Genomic DNA, 17520 nt, shown 5'->3' on the forward strand with positions numbered 1-17520 from the left:
CGGCGCCCCGCTCACGAGGGGAAACCTGACCATGACCACACCGCTCGACGCTCCCGCGACGACCGAGACCCGCCAGCCGACGCCCAGGTCCTTCGACGGCCGGACCATCCCGGCCGGCACCTACATCCTCGAGTACGGCATCACGGTGAGCCGCTACGCCGGCAACTACCAACTGTGGGTCGTCGGCAGCAACCACCACGTGTACGAGTCGTGGACGAAGGGGTCCTCGAACTTCACGTCGTGGAAGGACCTCGGCGGGTACGCCCTCAGTCAGGTCACCTTCAGCACCGGCGTGACTTCGGGCGGCGCGAAGTGGATCCAGATCTTCGTGACGGGCAAGGACGGCAACAAGTGGTGCAAGGACTACAACGGCACGAGGGAGCTGGCCTGGGCTCCCTCGGACACCGATTGGCGGCGCTACTACGAGTAGCCCGCGTGAGCCGGCTTCCCCTCAGTCCTCGCGGCCGCAGGGGAAACCGGTGACGCCGGCCGCCATGCGGATGCCTCCGAGCACGTGGGCCAGCAGCAGCGGGTCGGACCAGTACTCCGCCTTGTGGCCCATCGCGGTGTAGAAGGCACGGCCACTGTCGTACGGCTGGCACCACGCGATCGGGTGGTGCCGGCCCATGCCGGGCGAGCCGCCGGGTTCGCTGTAGCCGCGCGGGTCGTACGTGCTCTCGTCGACCTCGGCCAGGACCCGTACGGTGTCGCGGGGGTTGGTCCGGAAGTTGTACCACTCCTCCTCGCGTTGCCAGGTGCGCGGCAGCGGCCGGGTCGCCGCCGTGTCGCGGGTCAGGACCTTCAGCGTCGCGACCTGGAACTGAGCGTTGACCGAGCCCGGGTGGTCGCGGAAGTACGCCCCGACCAGACCGCCGTACCAGGCCCAGTCGTATTCGGTGTCCGAGGCGGCGTGGATGCCCGCGTAACCGCCGCCGCGCCGGATGTAGCGCTCGAAGGCGGCCTGCTGCGGCTCGTCGAGAACGTCGCCGGTGGTGCTCACCCAGACCACGACGTCGTAGCGGGCCAGGTTGCGGTCGGTGAACGCGGCCGCGTCCTCGGTGGCGTCGACCCGGAAGTGGTGCCGGGCGCCGAGCTGCTGGATCGCGGCCACCGCGGCCGGGATCGAGTCGTGCCGGAAGGCCGCGGTCTTCGAGAAGACCAGGGCACTGAACCGGTGATGCCCCTTTCCCGACGCCTCGGCCGGGCCCGCGGGACCGATCAACCCCACCGCCACCACCGCCGCCATCACGAACCTGACCACGAGCCGCATGACCCCTCCTCAGCGTCGATGCTCGTACGGGCCTTCGATCGAAGACTATGACTTTCTGGCCGGTCGGAGGAAGATGATGCGGCGGCACCGCCCTCAAGCGCCGAAAAATTTCTGGCCGCGCTTGTCCCAGTAAAAGATCTGAAATCCGGCAGAGGCCCAAGAGACGCAGACCACGTTTCCCGTACGGGCATTGTCGTTCCGCTAGGGTGGCCCGGTGCTGAGCAGACGTCTACGTCTTCCGCTGGCCGGAGCCGCCGCGGCGGTCGCAGTGGGAGGGGGGCTGGTCGTCGCCAACTTCTCCCCGGCCGAGACCACCACCCCGGTGAGCGCGCCCGGGCCGTCGTTGAGCGGGCCACCGCCCGGGTCCACCTCGGCGTCGGCGGCGCCCACGGTCAGCGTCGCGCCCAAGCTCGGCTCGGCCGCGTACATCACGTCACCGCCGCCGAAGGCGTCGACCGCCGCGACGCCCACCGAGCGCATCGACGTCCACGTCGACTGCAACAAGGGCAATGACGGCAACAAGGGCACGCTGGCTCAGCCGCTGCGCAGCGTCGACGCGGCCACCTCACGCTCGCTCGACGCGGGCACGGTGGTCGGACTGGCCCGCGGGTGCACCTGGCAGACCCGGATCGAGCTGCGCGGCGACGGCACCAGCAGCAAACCGGTCAAGCTCACCGCGTACGGGTCGGGGGCGCAGCCGGTCATCAACGGTGGCGGCACCGACAACGAGAGCGCGGTCCTGCTCACCGGCCGCTACCAGGTCGTCGAGAACATCCGGGTCACCAACGCCCAGAAGAACGGCATCGTGGTGCACGGCGAGAACAGCGGTGTCCGCTCCTCGACGATCGACAACACCGGCGTGGGCGTGCAGTTCCGGGCCCGTGACACGTTCGCCGACAAGGTCAAGGTGCGCGACCTCAAGATGGTCAAGGACACCCCGGGCGGCGACGACGACTACGGCGCGGTCGGCTTCCTGGTCGAGGCGCACGGCGTCGAGATCGGCTACAGCAGCTGCACCAACTGCCGGGCGCCGAGCAACGACTACGGCCACGACGGCGGATTCGTCGAGGTGTGGAACTACGGCGACAACCTCGACGTGCACCACAGCACGGGCTCGAACACCCAGGGCATCCTCGAGATCGGCGCCGACCAGGGCGACTCGTCGGCCCGCGGCATCAAGCTGCGCAGCAACAAGTTCAGCAACGCCCACGGCGGCATGGTGCTGCACACCTCGAACAACTTCGCCATCGCCGACGCGACGATCGCCTTCACCGGCAACACCATCTCGAGCACCGGTTCCCAGGACCCGCCGATCCTCGACGGCGACCTGGGCAACGTGACCTTCACCAGCAACACGGTCAGCACGGCGAGCTTCGTGGCCCACTCCGCGCCGGGCGTCCACCGGTGCAACGGCATCACCCTGCGAGGCGGGGCCGAGGTCGGCTACCAGCGGCACAGCACCGAGAAGCTGAACAGCAAGGCCACCTGCTAGCACCGAGCCCGAGCCGACGGTCAGTGTCCACAGGGGCCTGGCCGCCTAGCTCGTGTCGCGATCCCGGCGGCGTTCCCGCGAGGCGCGCGGGTTCAGACGTCTGCGCCGCCGGTGACGGGCAGGACGGCGCCGTTGACGAAGGAAGCGCGGTCGCTCAGCAGCCATGCGGCCGCCTCGGCGATCTCCTCCGGGCGGGCGACCCGGCGCAGCGGGATCTGGCCGGTGATCGCGGCGGTGACTCCCGGCTGCTGTTCCTCCCACCCCGCGGTCATGTCGGTGGCGGTGAATCCCACGGCGATGGCGTTGACCCGGATCCCGTCCGGGCCGAAGCTGACCGCCGCGCTCTCGGTGAGGCTGTTCAGCGCGCGCTTGGCGGCGCTGTAGACCGGGGTCAGGTGATACTGGCGCAGGCTCGCGATGCTGCTGGTCCCGACGATCGCGCCGCCGCCCGCAGCGCGCATGACCCGCGCCTGGGCGGCCATTGCGACCCAGACCCCCTTGAGGTTGACACGCAGGATCTTGTCGAACTCGTCCTCGGTGCGATCGGCGAGATCGGCGGTGCGCTCGAAGATCCCGCCGTTGTTGAAGGCGCCGTCCAGGCCACCGAGACGCTCCGCGGCACCGGCGACGGCGTCCTCCACCGAGCGGGGGTCGGCCAGGTCGGCGGCGAGCACGTGGGCGGTGCCACCGGCTGCGGTGATTTCGTCGGCGACGGCGGCGAGCGCCTCGGTATCGCGGGCCGCGAGGGCGACGGCTGCACCTTCGCGGGCGAACAGCCGGGCCGCCGCCGCGCCGATACCGCGGCTGGCGCCGATGACGAGAACGTTCTTCCCGGCAAGCAATGAGCCGGCAAGCGATGAGTTGGTCATACCCCCACCATCCGGCCCGGTCCGGCGGCCTGGCAGGGACGAGTTGTCCCTGTCTGGCGGCGGCCGGACCGGCTACGTGGTGGCTACTGTTGGTGCGTGAACCGCCAAGCCCTGGGTCGTTTCCTGCGGCAGCGCCGCGAGGCCCTGACTCCCGCCGAAGCCGGTCTTCCCGCGTCCGGGCGGCGGCGCACCCCCGGTTTGCGGCGCGAAGAGGTAGCCGGCCTGGCGCACGTCTCGACCGATCACTACACCCGTTTGGAGCAGGCTCGCGGGTCGGCGCCGTCGCGGCACGTGCTGCGGTCGGTGGCCCGGGCCCTGCGCCTCGACGACACCGAGCGGGAGCATCTCTTCGAGCTGGCCGACGACGGGTGGGAACGGCGGCCCGGCAGCCCGCCGGCCGACGTGCCCGGCTACGTCCGCGAGCTCATCGCCCGGATGCCGTTGACCGCGGCGCTAGTGCGCGACGGCCGCTCCGACGTGCTGGCCTGGAATCCGCTGGCCCGGGTCGTGCTGGCGGGCTTCTTCGGGTCCTTTCCCCGCGAGCACAACCTGCTGCGCCGCTACTTCCTGCACCCCGACCCGGCCGTCCGCTACCTGTCCAGCCGGGACGAGAGCGCGTTCGCCCAGCAGGCCGTCGCCGCGCTGCGACGCACCGCCGACCGCTTTCCGCACGACGCACGGACCCGGCGGCTGGTGGCCGAACTGCACGAGGGCAGCGCGGCGTTCCGGAAGCTGTGGGCGCGGCCCGCCTATCCCGGCGGCCGCAGCGGGGTCAAGACCGTGCTCCATCCGTCGGCCGGCCGGCTCACGCTCAACTATGACGTGCTGGACATCCCCGACCACGACCACCAGATCCTGCTCTTCACCGCCGAACCAGGCAGCCCGACCGCCGCGAATTTCCGCAGCCTGGCTGCCTGACGCGGCCGAACAGGGGCTAGTCGGCGATAGTGCGGCCCAGAATGACCCCGATGGTGAGCGCGACCAACAAGGCCGTGAACACCCAGAGCGCCCACGGGCGGCGCAACTCCGGCTCGTGGGCGCAGACGGCCGGGGCCGCCACGACCGGGGCCGTGACCAGCGGCAACATCTGTGTGGGCTCGCTCATGACCGTCCACACCGGGGAAACGCTGCCGGGCGTGTCGGGCGGAACTTCCGGCCCGAAGCGTGACAGAACACCTTCAACCGCCATGTGGCACCCCTTTCGCGGACCGCCCTCTCATTCATGAGTACGGATGCCAGGCCGAGAAGGATCGACGGTTGCCACACGGATTCCGGGGAGTCGCACGGTGACCACCAGGCCGCCGTCCTGGCCGGGTGCGAGGTCGAGGCGGCCGTCGTGGGCGCGGACGATCCGCTTCACGATGGCCAGGCCGAGCCCGACCCCGGCGTGCCCGCCGCTGCGCGCCCGGCTGGTTCCGCGCTGGAACGGCTCGGTGAGGGTCGGGATCTGCTCCGCCGCGACCGGGGGCCCGGTGTTCTCGACCCGCAGCACCGCGGTGTCGCCGACCGTCTCGGTGTGAACCGTCGCGGTGCCGCCGTCGGGCCAGTTGTGGACCACGGCGTTCTGGACCAGGTTCGACACCATCCGCCGCAGCAGCTCGGCCGAGCCGGCAGCCGGGGCCGCTCCCCCGGTGACCTCCAGCGTGACCCGCCGCTGCTCGGCCAGCGGCAGCAGCGTCTCGGCGGCCTCCTCGGCCACGAGCGAGAGGTCGACCCGCCCACCGGCGAAGTCACCCCGGCTCAGCAGCAGCAGGGCCTCGGTGAGGTCGATGGCCCGGGTGTTGGCGGCGTGCAGGCGTTCGATGAGGTCCGGGGCCCGGGCCGGGTCCTTGCGGGCGAGGTCGAGCAGCGCCCGCGAGATGGCCAGGGGCGTCCGCAGTTCGTGGGAGGCGTTCGCGGCGAACCGTTCCTGCTCGGCGACGTGCGACTCGAGCTGGTCGAGCATCGAGTCGAACGCGTCGGCCAGCTCCCGGAACTCGTCGCGACGGCCGGGCAGGCGGATCCGGTGGGACAGCGATCCGGCGCCGGCCAGCCGGGTCGCCTCGGTGATCCGGGTCAGCGGCGCCAGCATCCGGCCGGCCAGGAGCCAGCCGCCGACCAGGCCGAACGCGAGCAGGAAGACCAGCACGGCGGCGGCCTTGGGGGCGAACGCCCGGAGCAGCTCCGACCGGATGGGGAACACCCCTTCGACCGGGACGTCGGGCGAGCCGAGCCGCAGGAGGGCCTGGTCGGGCACGTAGCGCAGCAGGAACACCCAGACCGTGGCGAGCAGCAGCACCCCGGCCAGCATGAGAAACCCGGCATAGCTGAGGGTGAGTTTGACGCGGACGCTCACCCCACGGGCCCGATCCGGTATCCGACGCCGGGCACGGTCGTGATGAGCCACGGCTCGCCGAGCCTCTTGCGCAGCGCCGACACGGTGATGCGTACGGCGTTGGTCATCGGATCGGCGTTGACGTCCCAGGCCCGTTCCAGCAGATCCTCGGCGCTGACCACCCCGCCCTCGGCGGCCACCAGCACCTCCAGCACGGCGAACTGCTTGCGGGTCAGGGCGACGTACCGGCCGTCGCGGAACACCTCGCGGCGGAACGGATCGAGCCGCAGGCCCGCGATCTCGCGCACCGGCGGCCGGGCGTGCCCGCGACGCCGGTCCAGGGCCCGCAGCCGGAGCACGAGTTCCCGCAGGTCGAACGGCTTGGTGAGGTAGTCGTCGGCGCCCAGCTCGAACCCGGACGCCTTGTCGTCGATCCGGTCGGCGGCGGTCAGCATGAGGATCGGCAGGCCGCTGCCGGAGGCGACGATGCGCCGGGCCACCTCGTCGCCGGACGGGCCGGGAATGTCCCGGTCGAGCACCGCGAGATCGTACGAGTTGACGCTCAGCAGTTCCAGGGCGGTGTCGCCGTCACCCGCGATGTCGGCCGCGATCGCCTCCAGGCGCAGGCCGTCGCGTACGGCCTCGGCCAGCTCGGGTTCGTCCTCCACGATGAGTACGCGCATGGTGTCAGTCTGCCGAAGCGGACGAGCCGGCGCGGGTGCGCCGTTCGCGAGGGGATTCCGGGCCGGCGCCGGTACGCCACCAGCGGCGCGACGCCAGCCCGGCCAGCACCGCGCCGGCCGCGTTGACCAGCACGTCGTCCACCGACGAGACCCGGTCGAGGCGGAACACGTACTGGGAGACCTCGATCAGCAGGGAACAGCCGGCCGCGAGGGCCAGGATCCGCGGCACCGAGGCCAGCGCCGCGAACCGGATCGGGGCGAAGAAGCCCAGCGGCGCGAGGATGAGCAGGTTGCCCCCGATCCCGAGCGGACCCATCGTGATCAGGTCCTGCAGCGGGATCAGGCTCACCCGGCCGGGCCCGACGCCGGCTCCCGGCCCGGGCATCAGCGTCAGCCACACCAGCGGCACGGTGCCGTAGACCAGGCCCACCTCGGCCACCGCCCGGCGCCAGTCGGAGGTGGCCAGCGCCAGCGCACCCACCACCAGGGCGGCCACCGGCAGCCCGACCAGCATCATGAGCACGATGCCGTTCTCGGTGTCGTAGCAGCCGTGCCACCGCCCGGCCAAGCACGTCGGAGCAGCCATCAGGAGCGGTTTCCGTACGGCGTAAAGCGCCCCCGACACTCCGAGCAGCACCAGACCAAGCAGCACCGTCCGGCGCGCACTGAGATTCACCCGACCATCGAAGCCGACGGCCCGTTGCCGGGGCGTATCCAAAAACGCATACGCCCGCGATACCCGTCAGTCGCCGATCTGGAGGGTGACCTTCGACAGCGGGCAGCCCACGCAGGTCAGCACATAGCCGTCGGCCCGCTGCTGCTCGGTCAGGCAGTTCGGCGTGTTCTGGGCGACCTCACCGGCGCGCAGCCGCACCATGCAGTCGCCGCAGTTGCCGACCGTGCACGAGTGCGGCATCGGCAGTCCGGCGGCGAGGCCGGCGTCGAGCAGGGTCTGGCCGGGTTCGACCACCACCGTACGGCTCGGCTGCCCGTCCTGCTCGACGGTCATCTCCTGCGGCACCGTCGTCACCGTCTCGGCGTCGGTGCCGCTGGTGTAGCGCTCGCTGTGCACGCGTTCGCCGGGAACGCCGAGCCCGGCCAGCACGCCGTGGACGAGGTCCATCAGCGGTTCCGGGCCGCAGACGTAGTAGCGGGTGTCTGCCGCCGGGCCCAGGCCGGTGACCCAGCGCCGGACGCCGTCCGCGTCGAGCCGCCCGTCCCGGTGGGTCAGCACGTGGGTGACCGACAGCCGACCGGGGTCCTCGGCGGCCAGGCGGTCCAGCTCGGCGGCGAAGATGATCTCGTCCTCGTTGCGGCTGCTGTAGAGCAGTGCGGCCCGGCCCCGACCGGCCCGGATCATGCTCATCATCGGCGTGATGCCGCTGCCGGCCGCGATCAGCACGCTGTCGCCCGAGGGCGCGGCGTGGAACGTTCCAGACGGCCCGCGCAGTTCCAGACGATCGCCGACCGCGAGTCCCTTGTGGACGTGGGTCGAGAAGCGGCCGCCCGCCACGAGTTTCACCGTCACTTCGAGGCGGGCGGAGCCGGGCGCCGACGATGCCGAGTAGGCCCGGCGCATAGGCCGGCCGTCGACGTCGGCCACCAGCGTGAAGAACTGGCCCGGCCGGAAGTCGAAGGGGCGCCCGCCCTCGTCCTGGAGCACCAGAGTGACGGCCTGCGGCGTTTCGCGGCGCACCTCGGCCACACGCACCGGCCGTACGGGGAAATCGGGTTTGATCTCGGCCCCCGGAAGCCGGCGCGGGTCGGCCGCGATCGGCTCGTAGCCCTCCTTGGCCAGCCCCGACCGATAGGCGCGGTCCATCGCGAACCGCATCAGCCGGGTCAGCCCCGGGATCGCCGTGACCGCCTTGAGCACCTTCGCCGACCGCCCGCTGGTGGCGAGATGCTGACCGGCCAGCGCCATCAGGTCGGGCGGCTCGTCGCGGGTGAGGCGGGCGCCGGGACTCCACATCCGGGAGCGGGCCACCGCGTCGTTGCCGGTCAGCTCGGCGTACTCGACGTCGATGAGCAGCGCCGCGTGCGGCACGACCCCGCGCAGCGCCATGGCCGGCAGCAGCTCGGGATCGTCGGTGATCGCGGCCCTCCCCCGCACGTGCAGCACGCCGGTGCGGCCCGGAACCAGCGCGGCCAGCGACAACCGGTCGTCCTGGAGCAGGTTGTGCAGGGAGTCGGCGCGCTTGTTGCCACGACGGTCGGGGATGACGAGCGTGCGGCCGTTCAGAATCCGTGCCACGGCCTGCTGGTCGCCCCGGGGGCTGGTGTCGCTGCCGCCGTTCGAGTCCCATGTGGAGAGTGCGAGGAACCGGGCCGCGGACAGGAAATCGGCGATGCCGGACGCGTTCAGGGGTCCGTCACCCGCGACCTCGGCGGCCGGTTCGGCGGCGGCCGGCGGTTGCCACAGGCCGGAGCGCAGAACGGCCTGGGCGCAATGCACGTACGCCTCGGTGATGTCCACGGCGGCCCGGGATCCGCGGTGGGTGGTGGCCGTGCCGTTGACCCGCAGCACCTCACCCACGCCGGGCAGCAGGAAGAAGAACGAGACCGGCCCGTACGCGATCCCGTTGCCGGCGAAGGAGATGCGTGTGGGCGAGTGGACCCGTACGAAACCCGGGGTGCCGCCGATGAACGTCGTCCGGCTGGTGCCGGCGGCGTCCCGGTAGCCGAACGCGGCGATCGGGCAGCGGGCCAGGATCGTGCGGCAGCCGTCGTCGAGGGCGCTGATCTGCTTGCGCATGATGACCGCGGCCGGGCGGCCGATGATCGCCTCGACCTCGTCGGTGGTAGTGAGTTGGTGCAGTGCCATGGATTTCCTCTCAGACCGATGCTCAGCCCGGGGCGGATCGGCCGGCTCGCCAGTAGCCGAAGAACGAGATGTCCCGCTTGGCCACGCCGCGGTCGTTGACCAGATGCCGCCGCACCGAGGTGGCCAGCCGGGACTCCGCCGCGGCCCACGTATAGAACCGGCCGGACGGCAGCGTCGCCTCGCGCAGAGCGTCGAGCACCCGGGCGCCGGGCCGCAGATCGGTGTCGTCGCGGCTGAACCAGTGGATGCGTACGTGGTCCGGCGTCTCCAACGCCCGGATGTCGGCCGCGGTCGCCACTTCGATGTACGCCTCGGTCGGCAGCCCGGCCGGTGTGCCCTCGAGGATCGCCAGGATCGCGGGCAGCGCCGTCTCGTCGCCGACCAGCAGTTGCCCGTCGATCTCGTCGGGCCGCCGGTACATGGTGCCGATGTCGAAGATGCCGGCCGGGCTGCCCACCTCGGCCCGGCGCACCCACGACGACATGGGCGAGTCGCCGTGCACCGCGAATTCGATGTCGATTTCCCCGTACGCCGTACGGGCGCTCCGGATGGTCAGGTTGCGCACCCACGGCCGTACGGCCTTGGGCAGCACCAGCAGCTGGGCGATCCACGCCTCGTTCGACACCGTCGGCATCCGCAGCGCCGCCTGCCCCTCGCGCGGGAAGAACAGACGTACGGCCTGGTCGTTGCCGGCGACGATCAGATCCCGCAGATCAGGCCCGCCGAGGGTGACGCTCGCAAAGCCCGGCGTCAGGAACTCGCGCCGCCGCACCTCCAGCGTGATCATGCGGCGGGAGGCCGGCAGCTGGACCTTGGGAATCACTGGGTAACCTTGTTATTGCAGCTCACACCACTATTGTGAGCAATAATTCAACTCTCTGGCTACTCGCTTTTCGCGCCCGGAAGGGGACTTCGGATGCCGTCGGCCGACCGCCGTCTTCAGCCACGTCGCAAGCCTCGCCAGGTGCGCGCCGAGCTCACCCGCGAGCGCATTCTCGCGTCGGCTGCTCACATTTTCGCCGAGCACGGCTACGCCGCCGGCACCACCAACCACATCGCCGAGCACGCCCGCGTCTCGATCGGCTCGCTGTATCAGTACTTTCCCAACAAGGACGCGATCCTGGCCGCGCTGCTGGTGCGCCACATCGACCGCGGCACCTGGATGCAGGCCGACGAGCTCGACATGTCGCCCGGCAGCCTGGAGACGGCGGTGCGGGCCATGGTGCGCGACGCGATCGACAACCACAGCGACGACCCGCGGCTGCTGCGCATCATGGTCGAGGAGGCCAAGTTCTCGCAGGAACTGCTCGACACGATCGACCGCCACGGCAAGATCCGTGTCGGTCAGGTGCGCGACCTGCTGTCCCGCCACCCCGACGTGACCGTGGCCGACGTCGGCGTGGCGGCCGAGCTCATCCAGTTCACCATCGAGATGAACACCCACAAGCTGATGGCGGCGCCCCGCACGATCGCGGTCGAGACGTTCGAGACCGAGCTGGTCACCATGGTGACCCGCTACCTACGCGGCCCCTGAGACCAGCACGGTGAACTCGGGGCTCGGCTCCACACCCCAGCTCCCGCCGCAGCCGCGACCGGTATTCGTCGTAGGTGCGGCGGGCGTCGGCCACGTTGCCGGCCGCGAGATGGGCCTGGGCCAGGGCCCGTTGAGCGCTCTCGCGCAGCGGGCGCTGATCCACAACGCCAACTCGTCCTCTATCGCGCGAAAGGTGCCGGCCGCGGCCGGATCGAGCGTTTCACCCCGGATCTGGCCGCCACCCGTCATGGCTAGCTCCCGGCCCGCAACTCACCTCTGAGCGCGCGACGCCGATGGTAAGACGTGCCCACCGCGTACGGCCGCCGGCCGCTCTTCGCCGACCGGGCGTTCCAGGTCGTCACGGCATTGTCGATCGCCAATGTCGTGGTGTTCCTGTGGCAGGAGCAGGTCGGGCGGCTGTGGCCGGCACCGCTGAACTGGCTCCTGATGATCGCGATCATCGGTGTGACCCAGGTGCTGTGCCGGCGGGTGCAGACCGATCCCGCGTCGTCGCCCGTGGTGCGGCGCTACTGGCGTACGGTCGAGATCGGCACCTGGTTCTTCGTCGGCGTCGCCGTTCTGCGCATCCTGTTCGAGCTCGGCGCCGGCGACTGGCTGCGGCCGGCCTCGGTCGTGCTGCACATCATCGGCGGTGTCGCGCTGACCTGGCCGCTGGTCGGCCTGCCGTTCAGCGCCCGCAGCCGGGCCCGCAAGCTCGGCGTCGCGCTCGACCTGGGCACCCTGTCGGCCGCGGCCGGGCTGCTCATCTGGCACTTCGCCGCGTCCTACCAGTTCGCCGACGGCCGGGTCACCGTGGGCCGGGTGATCGCGGCGGTCGTCATCATGGGCGCCGGGCTCAACGGCGTCTATCTGGCGGCCAAGGTCGTGCTCTCCGGCGTCGACTCGTTCGCGCGGCGCGGGCTGCACTGGATCGGCGCCTCGGCCCTGACCGGTGGTCTCGGCTCGGCCATCAGCTTCTTCGACCCGCGGCCGACAACGGGCAACCTGCTGGTGCTCGTGCTGCCGCTGGCCGCCTTCGCGGCCGCGGTCGGCGCCCGCATGCAGGTGGTCGACACCGCGGCCGGCGGCCGTCCGCGGCGTGCTCCGCGCGGCTACAACCTCATGCCGTACGTGGCCATCGCCGCGGTCGACGCCATGGTGGTCTACCACAACGTGCGGGGCACCAAGGACGGCATCCTGATCGACAGCGTCGCGGTCGCCCTGACCGTGCTGGTCGTGGTGCGCCAGCTCATCGCGTTCCGCCTCAACGACGCGCTGCTGGCCCGGATCGGCGTGCAGGAGAAGCGGTTCCGGCTGCTGGTGCAGAACTCCACCGACATGGTCACCATCGCGACCCCCGACGGCACCCTGTCCTACGTCAGCCCGGCCTCGGAGGGCGTTCTGGGCCTCCACCCGGACGAGCTGATCGGCACCGACCTGACGCCGCGGCTGCACCCCGACGACCTCGCCGCCCGGGAGGGGTTCCAGGCGGTGGCGGCCGCGCCCGGCAACACGGCGACGTTCCAGCTGCGCCTGCGGCACGCCGACGGGACGTACCGGTGGCTCGAGGCGATCATGGTCAACCTGACCCACGAGCCGAGCGTCGGCGGCATCGTCGGCAACGCCCGCGACATCACCGAGACCCGCCAGGTGCAGGACCGGCTCAGCTACGAGGCCAGCCACGACGTTCTCACCGGCCTGGCCAACCGGGCGCTGTTCGGTGAGCGGGTCGCCGCCGCCGTGGCCCGGACCACCGCGGACCAGCCGGTCAGCATCGTGCTGGTCGACCTGGACGACTTCAAGCTCGTCAACGACACCCTGGGGCACGCCACCGGCGACGCGCTGCTGGTGCACGTGGCCCAGCGGATGCGCTCCTGCGTGCGCCCCGACGACACGGTGGCCCGGCTGGGCGGCGACGAGTTCGCCATCCTGTTCGACGGGCTGGCCGGCGCCGACGTCGACCAGGTGCTGACCCGGATCGCGGCCACCCTGCTCGAGCCGGCCGTGGTCGACGGTGAGCCGATGACCGTGCGGGCCAGCTTCGGCGTGGTCGACGGCCACGGCGGCGACGACGCCGGTGACCTGCTGCGGCGGGCCGACATCGCCATGTACGCGGCCAAGGAGCGCGGCGAGGGCGGCTGCCAGCGGTACACGGCGGGCATGGAGGCCCGCGGCGCCGAGCGCAACCGCCGTACGGCCGCGCTGCGCACCGCCATCATGGAGGACCAGATGGTGGTGTTCTTCCAGCCCGTGGTGACGTTGCCCGAGGGCCGGATCACCGGCGCCGAGGCGCTGGTGCGCTGGCAGCACCCGACCGACGGGCTGGTCGGCCCGGGCGCGTTCATCGAGACCGCCGAGCAGTCCGGCCTGATCGTCCCGCTCGGCACCTGGGTGCTGCGCGCCGCCACCCGCGAGGCCGCCACCTGGCCCGGCGAGCAGACCGTGTCGGTCAACGTGTCGGCGCGGCAGCTGCGCGAGCCCGGCTTCCCCGGCGTGGTCGCGGCCGCGCTGCGCGACAGCGGCCTGCCCGCCCACCGCCTCACCGTCGAGATCACCGAGTCGGTGGCGGTCGGCGGCGGCGCGACCGGCGAGAACCTGCAGGGTCTGCGCGATCTGGGCGTACGGCTGTCCCTGGACGACTTCGGCACCGGCGCGTCCACGCTCAGCCTGCTCGCCACCTGCCCGGTGCACCAGATCAAGCTGGACCGCTCGTTCGTGCCCGACGCCGGTGGTTCGGACGCCATCGCCGACGCGGTGGCCCAGATGGCCCGGGCCTTCGCCGTGCAGGCGGTGGCCGAGGGCGTGGAGACCGCGGAGCAGGCGGCCCGGATGGCCGCGCTGGGCTACGACCGCGCCCAAGGCTTCTATTTCGCGCGCCCGATGCCGGCCGCCGACATGAAGGCTCGGCTGAACGTCGCCGAAGCCCGCCGCTGATCCGAGGCTCGGCTGAACGTCGCCGAAACCCGCCGCAGATCCGAGGCTCGGCTGAACGGGCCCGAAGCCCTAGCATAGAAAGCCGTGGATGTAGAAGCTGAACGCCGGCCTGTGCTGGACGTCGGGTTCGACGAGCGTGTCGCTCCGCCCAAACTGCTGCTGTTCGCCGTGCAGCACCTGCTGACCCTGTCCGCGATCTGGGTCTTCCCGGTGCTCATCGGCATCACCCTCGGCCTCGCCACCGGCGAAGTCACCCCGATGATCCAGGCGTCGTTCCTGCTGGCCGGCGTCGTCACCGTGCTGCAGTCCAGCCGCATCGTGCGGCTGCCCGTCGTGCAGGGACCCACCGCCGCCTTCTTCGCCGCCGTGCTCGCGTCCGGCGCCGCCTACGGACTCGACGCCGCGTTCGGTTCGATGATCGTGGCCGGGCTGATCTTCATGCTGCTGACCATCCCGATCCCGCGGTTCGGGGTGCTGATCCACGTGCTGCGCTTCGCCACCGACCCGCTGGTCTACGGCACCATGTGCATCATCATCGGCGCCCAGCTCGCCACCCTGGGCCTGCCCGCCTGGTTCGGGGCCGAGGGCGCACCCGGCTATGGCTGGGACCTGTTCTGGATCGGCCTGGCCACCCTGCTCACGGTCGTGGCCTGCCTGTTGTTCGGCGGCGGCACGCTGGTCCGGCGCGCCGCCGTCATCATCGGCATGGTCGTCGGATCCGTGCTGGCCGCGGTGACCGGGCTGTGGAGCGTTCCCGACCTGTCCGGGGTCTCGCTGATCGGCCCGCCCTCGCTGCTGCCGTTCGGGTTCGCGCTGGCCTGGCCGGCCGTGCTGCTGATGCTGCTCGCCTTCCTCGAGTCGAGCGCCGAGGCGGTCGGCATGTACACCCTCGTCTCCCGCTGGGGCGGCGCCGAACTGACCCGGGACCGCATCAACCGCGGCCTGTTCACCGAATACGCCGGATCGGTGGTGGGTGCCCTGTTCGGCGGGATCGGCACCGCCACCTACCCCGAGAACGCCGGCATCGTCCGCGTGACCCGCATCGGCAGCCGGTTCGTCACCATGGCGGCCGGGTGCATCGCGATCGCCCTGGCCTTCCTGCCGGTGTTCAGCACGTTCGTCGCGGGTCTGCCGAGCGCCGTGCTGGCCGCCGCGTCCACGGTGCTGTTCGGCATCATCGCGATGAGCGGCGTGCAGATGATGAGCACGGTCGACTGGGACGACCTCAACCTCACCGTGGCCGGCACCGCGTTCATCCTCGCGCTCGGCGGGCAGTGGCTGCCCGAGGCGATGGTCGCGACCATGCCGGACTGGGCCCGGGCGCTCGTCACGACCCCGATGATGTTCGGCGCGGTGCTGCTGATCGTGCTCAACGCCGCCGTCAACTACGGCCTGCGCCCGGTGCTGGCCCGCCGGTGACCACGCTCCGGCTCAACCACCAGCAACATGCTTTCCTGCAAGCCGTCGTCGACCGGGACTCCGAACTGGCCGACATCGGCGAACTCGTCCGCGCCGCCGTGCGAGACGCCCCCGCTCCTTCGCCGCTCGCCTTTTCCCCGAGCACAGACCCACCCGCCCGTACGGTCGTGGAGGAACGCATCCTGCAACCCGGAACCGGTAAGGCGTTCGAGGTCGTCGCGGGACGGGTCGTCCGGATCGCCCAGATCGAGGGCCACCAGTGCGTCGACATGAACGTCTTCGCCCTGGGCGACCGCCGCGAACGCCTGCACGTCGGGCGCACCCGGGGGATGCAGGGCCTCCACCCGGGGCCGGGCGACGTGCTGTGGTCGAACGCCCCGTGGGAACGCCCGATCATCGCGATCGTCGGCGGCACGGCCACGACCGACACCCAGTTCCCGTTCTGCAGCCGCCTGATCTACAGCGCCTTCTTCGGCGTGCACGACCGGACGAACTGTCAGGAGATCCAGAACGAGGCCCAGCGCGAGTACGGCCTCGACCTGTGGGACCTGCACGAGTCGCTCAACCTGTTCATGCACACCGGAACCGGCCCCGACGGCGAGGCGGTCATCCGGTCGAACCGGGCCCGGCCGGGCGATTACATCGAGTTCGTGGCCCTGCTGGATCTGCTGGTCGTGCCCAACGTGTGCGGCGACGACCTGTCCAACTGCAGCAACTACGGACTTCGGCCCGTACGGGTGACGGTCGAGGAAGGCCTTCCCGAGGACGCCGATCGGGCCCGGGCCGCACGGGACCGGGCCGTGGTGCTCGGCCTCCCTACGCCGTACGAGGGCCGTGGTGCTCTGCCTCTGAAACGCGATCGCAGTTATGTGGCCGCGTTCCCGCACCTGCCGCTGCGCGCCGCCGACGTCGAGGTGGAGATCGACGAGGCCCGCTTCGCCCGCGCCCGGAACACCGATCTGTATCCGGGCGACGACGCGGCCGCCCTGCGCGACATCACGCTGTCCTCGGCGATCGAACGGCTGGGCGCCTTCGCCGGCAACGAATAGAAACCGCCCCGGCCTTGGCGACCGGGGCGGCTGATCCGCTGATTACTGCGGGGCGATGACCCACGAGAGCTGGTCGTCGACGACCGCCGTCTCACCCGAGGTCACCGTGATGACCGTGGCCGAGTCGTAGTCGGGCTGCTGGTACGCGTACTGCCGGTTGCCGCCGGCGCTGAACCGCACCTTGTAGTTGCCCGGCTTCAGCAGGCCACTGAAGTCGTACGTGCCGTCGGCCGCCGTGGTGGTGTCCGACTGGTTGATGGTGTCCACGTTGATGAAGCTGACGTTGACGCCCCCGGCCGGCGCCCCCGCGGCGTCGGTCAGGCGGCCCGAGATGCCGGCCAGAGCGGCGGCCTGGTCAGTGACACGCACGGTCTGCCCCGACCGGACGGTGAACCGGGTGGCCTGGGCCGAGTCGAAGGTGTGCGGCACGTACTGACCGATTGCGCCCACCGCGTAGTTGACGATGAACGTCTGGTTGGGCTGGACCTTGATGCGGAACGTGCCGTCGGCCGCGGTGACCCCGCCGTGCTCGGCGGCGGTGTTCACGTTGGTGATGTTGACGGCCGCGTTCGCGGCGGGCGTGCCGTCCGGGCCGAAGAACCGGCCGGCGATGATGCCGGTCGCGGTGACGACGCTGCCGGCGTCCGTGGTGCGGTTGGCCCGCACCCGGTAGGTCCGGGCCTGGTCGGGGTCGCTGACGCGGCCCGGGGCCCACTCCGCCCAGCCGCCGAGGCCGATCCGGACCTTGTAGCTGCCGGTCTTCAGGCCGGTGATGGTGAACCGGCCGCGGGCGTCGGCCTGCAGCTCCTGAACGGCGTCGCTGGACGGGGTGACGTAGACGCCGATGGCGGCGCCGGGGACGACGGCCCCGCGGGTGTCGCGGACGACACCGGCGATGCTGCCGGTCGGGTCGGCGGCCAGGGCCGGCGCGGCTGCGGTGCCGGCGGCCACGACCCCGGCCAGGGTGGCGGCCAGGACGGACCGGCGGCGAACTCGAGACAACTGCACTTGGTGCTCCTCTTCCGTACGTTGGTGGTACGGAAGAAACTATTGACGCCCCCGTCCCCCGCCAGGGACGAGGGCGCCGAATGGCACGAAGCCAGTAGTGTCCGAAAAGGACTACCCGGGCGAG

At 71.3% G+C, this 17520-nt stretch carries 17 protein-coding genes; 7 read left to right on the forward strand and 10 right to left on the reverse strand.

Going from position 1 to position 17520, the window contains the following annotated elements; genetic code table 11:
- The first annotated feature begins 31 nt into the window (after positions 1-31).
- Positions 32-430, forward strand: a complete 399-nt coding sequence (locus JIG36_RS34940) for a PLL family lectin (RefSeq protein ID WP_203380696.1) — start codon at positions 32-34, stop codon at positions 428-430.
- Between the two features lie 21 nt (positions 431-451).
- On the opposite strand, the gene JIG36_RS34945 is transcribed toward JIG36_RS34940, so the two are convergent.
- Positions 452-1270 carry a ThuA domain-containing protein gene (locus JIG36_RS34945; protein WP_203380697.1) on the reverse strand — a complete coding sequence of 273 codons (819 nt, stop codon included), beginning with the start codon at positions 1268-1270 and terminating at the stop codon, positions 452-454.
- A 214-nt stretch (positions 1271-1484) separates the two neighbouring features.
- Between JIG36_RS34945 and JIG36_RS34950 the strand changes: the two genes are divergently transcribed.
- Positions 1485-2762 carry a hypothetical protein gene (locus JIG36_RS34950; RefSeq protein ID WP_203380698.1) on the forward strand — a complete coding sequence of 426 codons (1278 nt, stop codon included), beginning with the start codon at positions 1485-1487 and terminating at the stop codon, positions 2760-2762.
- 92 nt (positions 2763-2854) lie between these two features.
- On the opposite strand, the gene JIG36_RS34955 is transcribed toward JIG36_RS34950, so the two are convergent.
- The gene (locus tag JIG36_RS34955) at positions 2855-3631 is read right to left on the reverse strand and encodes an SDR family NAD(P)-dependent oxidoreductase (protein ID WP_203380699.1); all 777 of its coding nucleotides are present in this window, start codon (positions 3629-3631) and stop codon (positions 2855-2857) included.
- 96 nt (positions 3632-3727) lie between these two features.
- Here JIG36_RS34955 and JIG36_RS34960 point away from each other — a divergent pair, with 96 nt between their 5' ends.
- Positions 3728-4549, forward strand: coding sequence for a helix-turn-helix transcriptional regulator (locus JIG36_RS34960; RefSeq protein WP_203380700.1), 822 nt, complete (start codon positions 3728-3730; stop codon positions 4547-4549).
- A gap of 16 nt (positions 4550-4565) precedes the next feature.
- Here the strand turns inward: JIG36_RS34960 and JIG36_RS34965 are convergent, their stop codons facing one another.
- From JIG36_RS34965 to JIG36_RS34990, 6 genes are all read right to left on the reverse strand, one after another.
- Complete coding sequence (locus JIG36_RS34965; RefSeq protein ID WP_203380701.1) at positions 4566-4820, reverse strand: hypothetical protein; 255 nt, start codon at positions 4818-4820, stop codon at positions 4566-4568.
- Between the two features lie 27 nt (positions 4821-4847).
- On the reverse strand, positions 4848-5966 hold the full coding sequence (locus tag JIG36_RS34970) for a sensor histidine kinase (RefSeq protein WP_307873034.1): 1119 nt from the start codon (positions 5964-5966) through the stop codon (positions 4848-4850).
- On the reverse strand, positions 5963-6628 hold the full coding sequence (locus JIG36_RS34975) for a response regulator transcription factor (RefSeq protein WP_203380702.1): 666 nt from the start codon (positions 6626-6628) through the stop codon (positions 5963-5965). The genes JIG36_RS34970 and JIG36_RS34975 overlap by 4 nt, the downstream gene beginning before the upstream one ends.
- A gap of 4 nt (positions 6629-6632) precedes the next feature.
- On the reverse strand, positions 6633-7304 hold the full coding sequence (locus JIG36_RS34980; protein WP_307873035.1) for a VanZ family protein: 672 nt from the start codon (positions 7302-7304) through the stop codon (positions 6633-6635).
- Positions 7305-7370: 66 nt separating this feature from the next.
- Positions 7371-9452 carry a 2Fe-2S iron-sulfur cluster-binding protein gene (locus JIG36_RS34985; protein WP_203380703.1) on the reverse strand — a complete coding sequence of 694 codons (2082 nt, stop codon included), beginning with the start codon at positions 9450-9452 and terminating at the stop codon, positions 7371-7373.
- Positions 9453-9474: 22 nt separating this feature from the next.
- Positions 9475-10275 carry a siderophore-interacting protein gene (locus JIG36_RS34990; protein ID WP_203380704.1) on the reverse strand — a complete coding sequence of 267 codons (801 nt, stop codon included), beginning with the start codon at positions 10273-10275 and terminating at the stop codon, positions 9475-9477.
- A 141-nt stretch (positions 10276-10416) separates the two neighbouring features.
- Between JIG36_RS34990 and JIG36_RS34995 the strand changes: the two genes are divergently transcribed.
- Entirely contained in the window at positions 10417-10986 is a 570-nt protein-coding gene (locus JIG36_RS34995) for a TetR/AcrR family transcriptional regulator (RefSeq protein ID WP_307873036.1), read from the forward strand.
- Here the strand turns inward: JIG36_RS34995 and JIG36_RS54690 are convergent.
- Positions 10952-11149, reverse strand: a complete 198-nt coding sequence (locus tag JIG36_RS54690; RefSeq protein ID WP_203380706.1) for a BTAD domain-containing putative transcriptional regulator — start codon at positions 11147-11149, stop codon at positions 10952-10954. The two genes, JIG36_RS34995 and JIG36_RS54690, sit on opposite strands and share 35 nt — an antisense overlap.
- Before the next feature lie 140 nt (positions 11150-11289).
- Between JIG36_RS54690 and JIG36_RS52600 the strand changes: the two genes are divergently transcribed.
- The 3 genes from JIG36_RS52600 to JIG36_RS35015 all read left to right on the forward strand — a co-directional run bounded on the left by JIG36_RS52600 (position 11290) and on the right by JIG36_RS35015 (position 16388).
- A complete protein-coding gene (locus JIG36_RS52600) occupies positions 11290-13920 on the forward strand; it encodes a putative bifunctional diguanylate cyclase/phosphodiesterase (protein WP_203380707.1) in 2631 nt (876 codons plus the stop codon).
- A gap of 84 nt (positions 13921-14004) precedes the next feature.
- A complete protein-coding gene (locus JIG36_RS35010; RefSeq protein WP_203380708.1) occupies positions 14005-15339 on the forward strand; it encodes a uracil-xanthine permease family protein in 1335 nt (444 codons plus the stop codon).
- Positions 15336-16388: a DUF1989 domain-containing protein gene (locus JIG36_RS35015; protein WP_203380709.1), complete on the forward strand. Its 1053-nt coding sequence runs from the start codon at positions 15336-15338 to the stop codon at positions 16386-16388. Before JIG36_RS35010 ends, JIG36_RS35015 begins: the two co-directional genes overlap by 4 nt.
- Before the next feature lie 42 nt (positions 16389-16430).
- On the opposite strand, the gene JIG36_RS53595 is transcribed toward JIG36_RS35015, so the two are convergent.
- Positions 16431-17396 (reverse strand): carboxypeptidase-like regulatory domain-containing protein, encoded by a 966-nt coding sequence (locus JIG36_RS53595; protein ID WP_203380710.1) that lies wholly within the window; start codon positions 17394-17396, stop codon positions 16431-16433.
- Positions 17397-17520 lie beyond the last annotated feature (124 nt).

The sequence above is a fragment of the Paractinoplanes ovalisporus genome, from assembly GCF_016834655.1.
GTDB classification, from domain to species: Bacteria; Actinomycetota; Actinomycetes; order Mycobacteriales; family Micromonosporaceae; genus Actinoplanes; species Actinoplanes ovalisporus.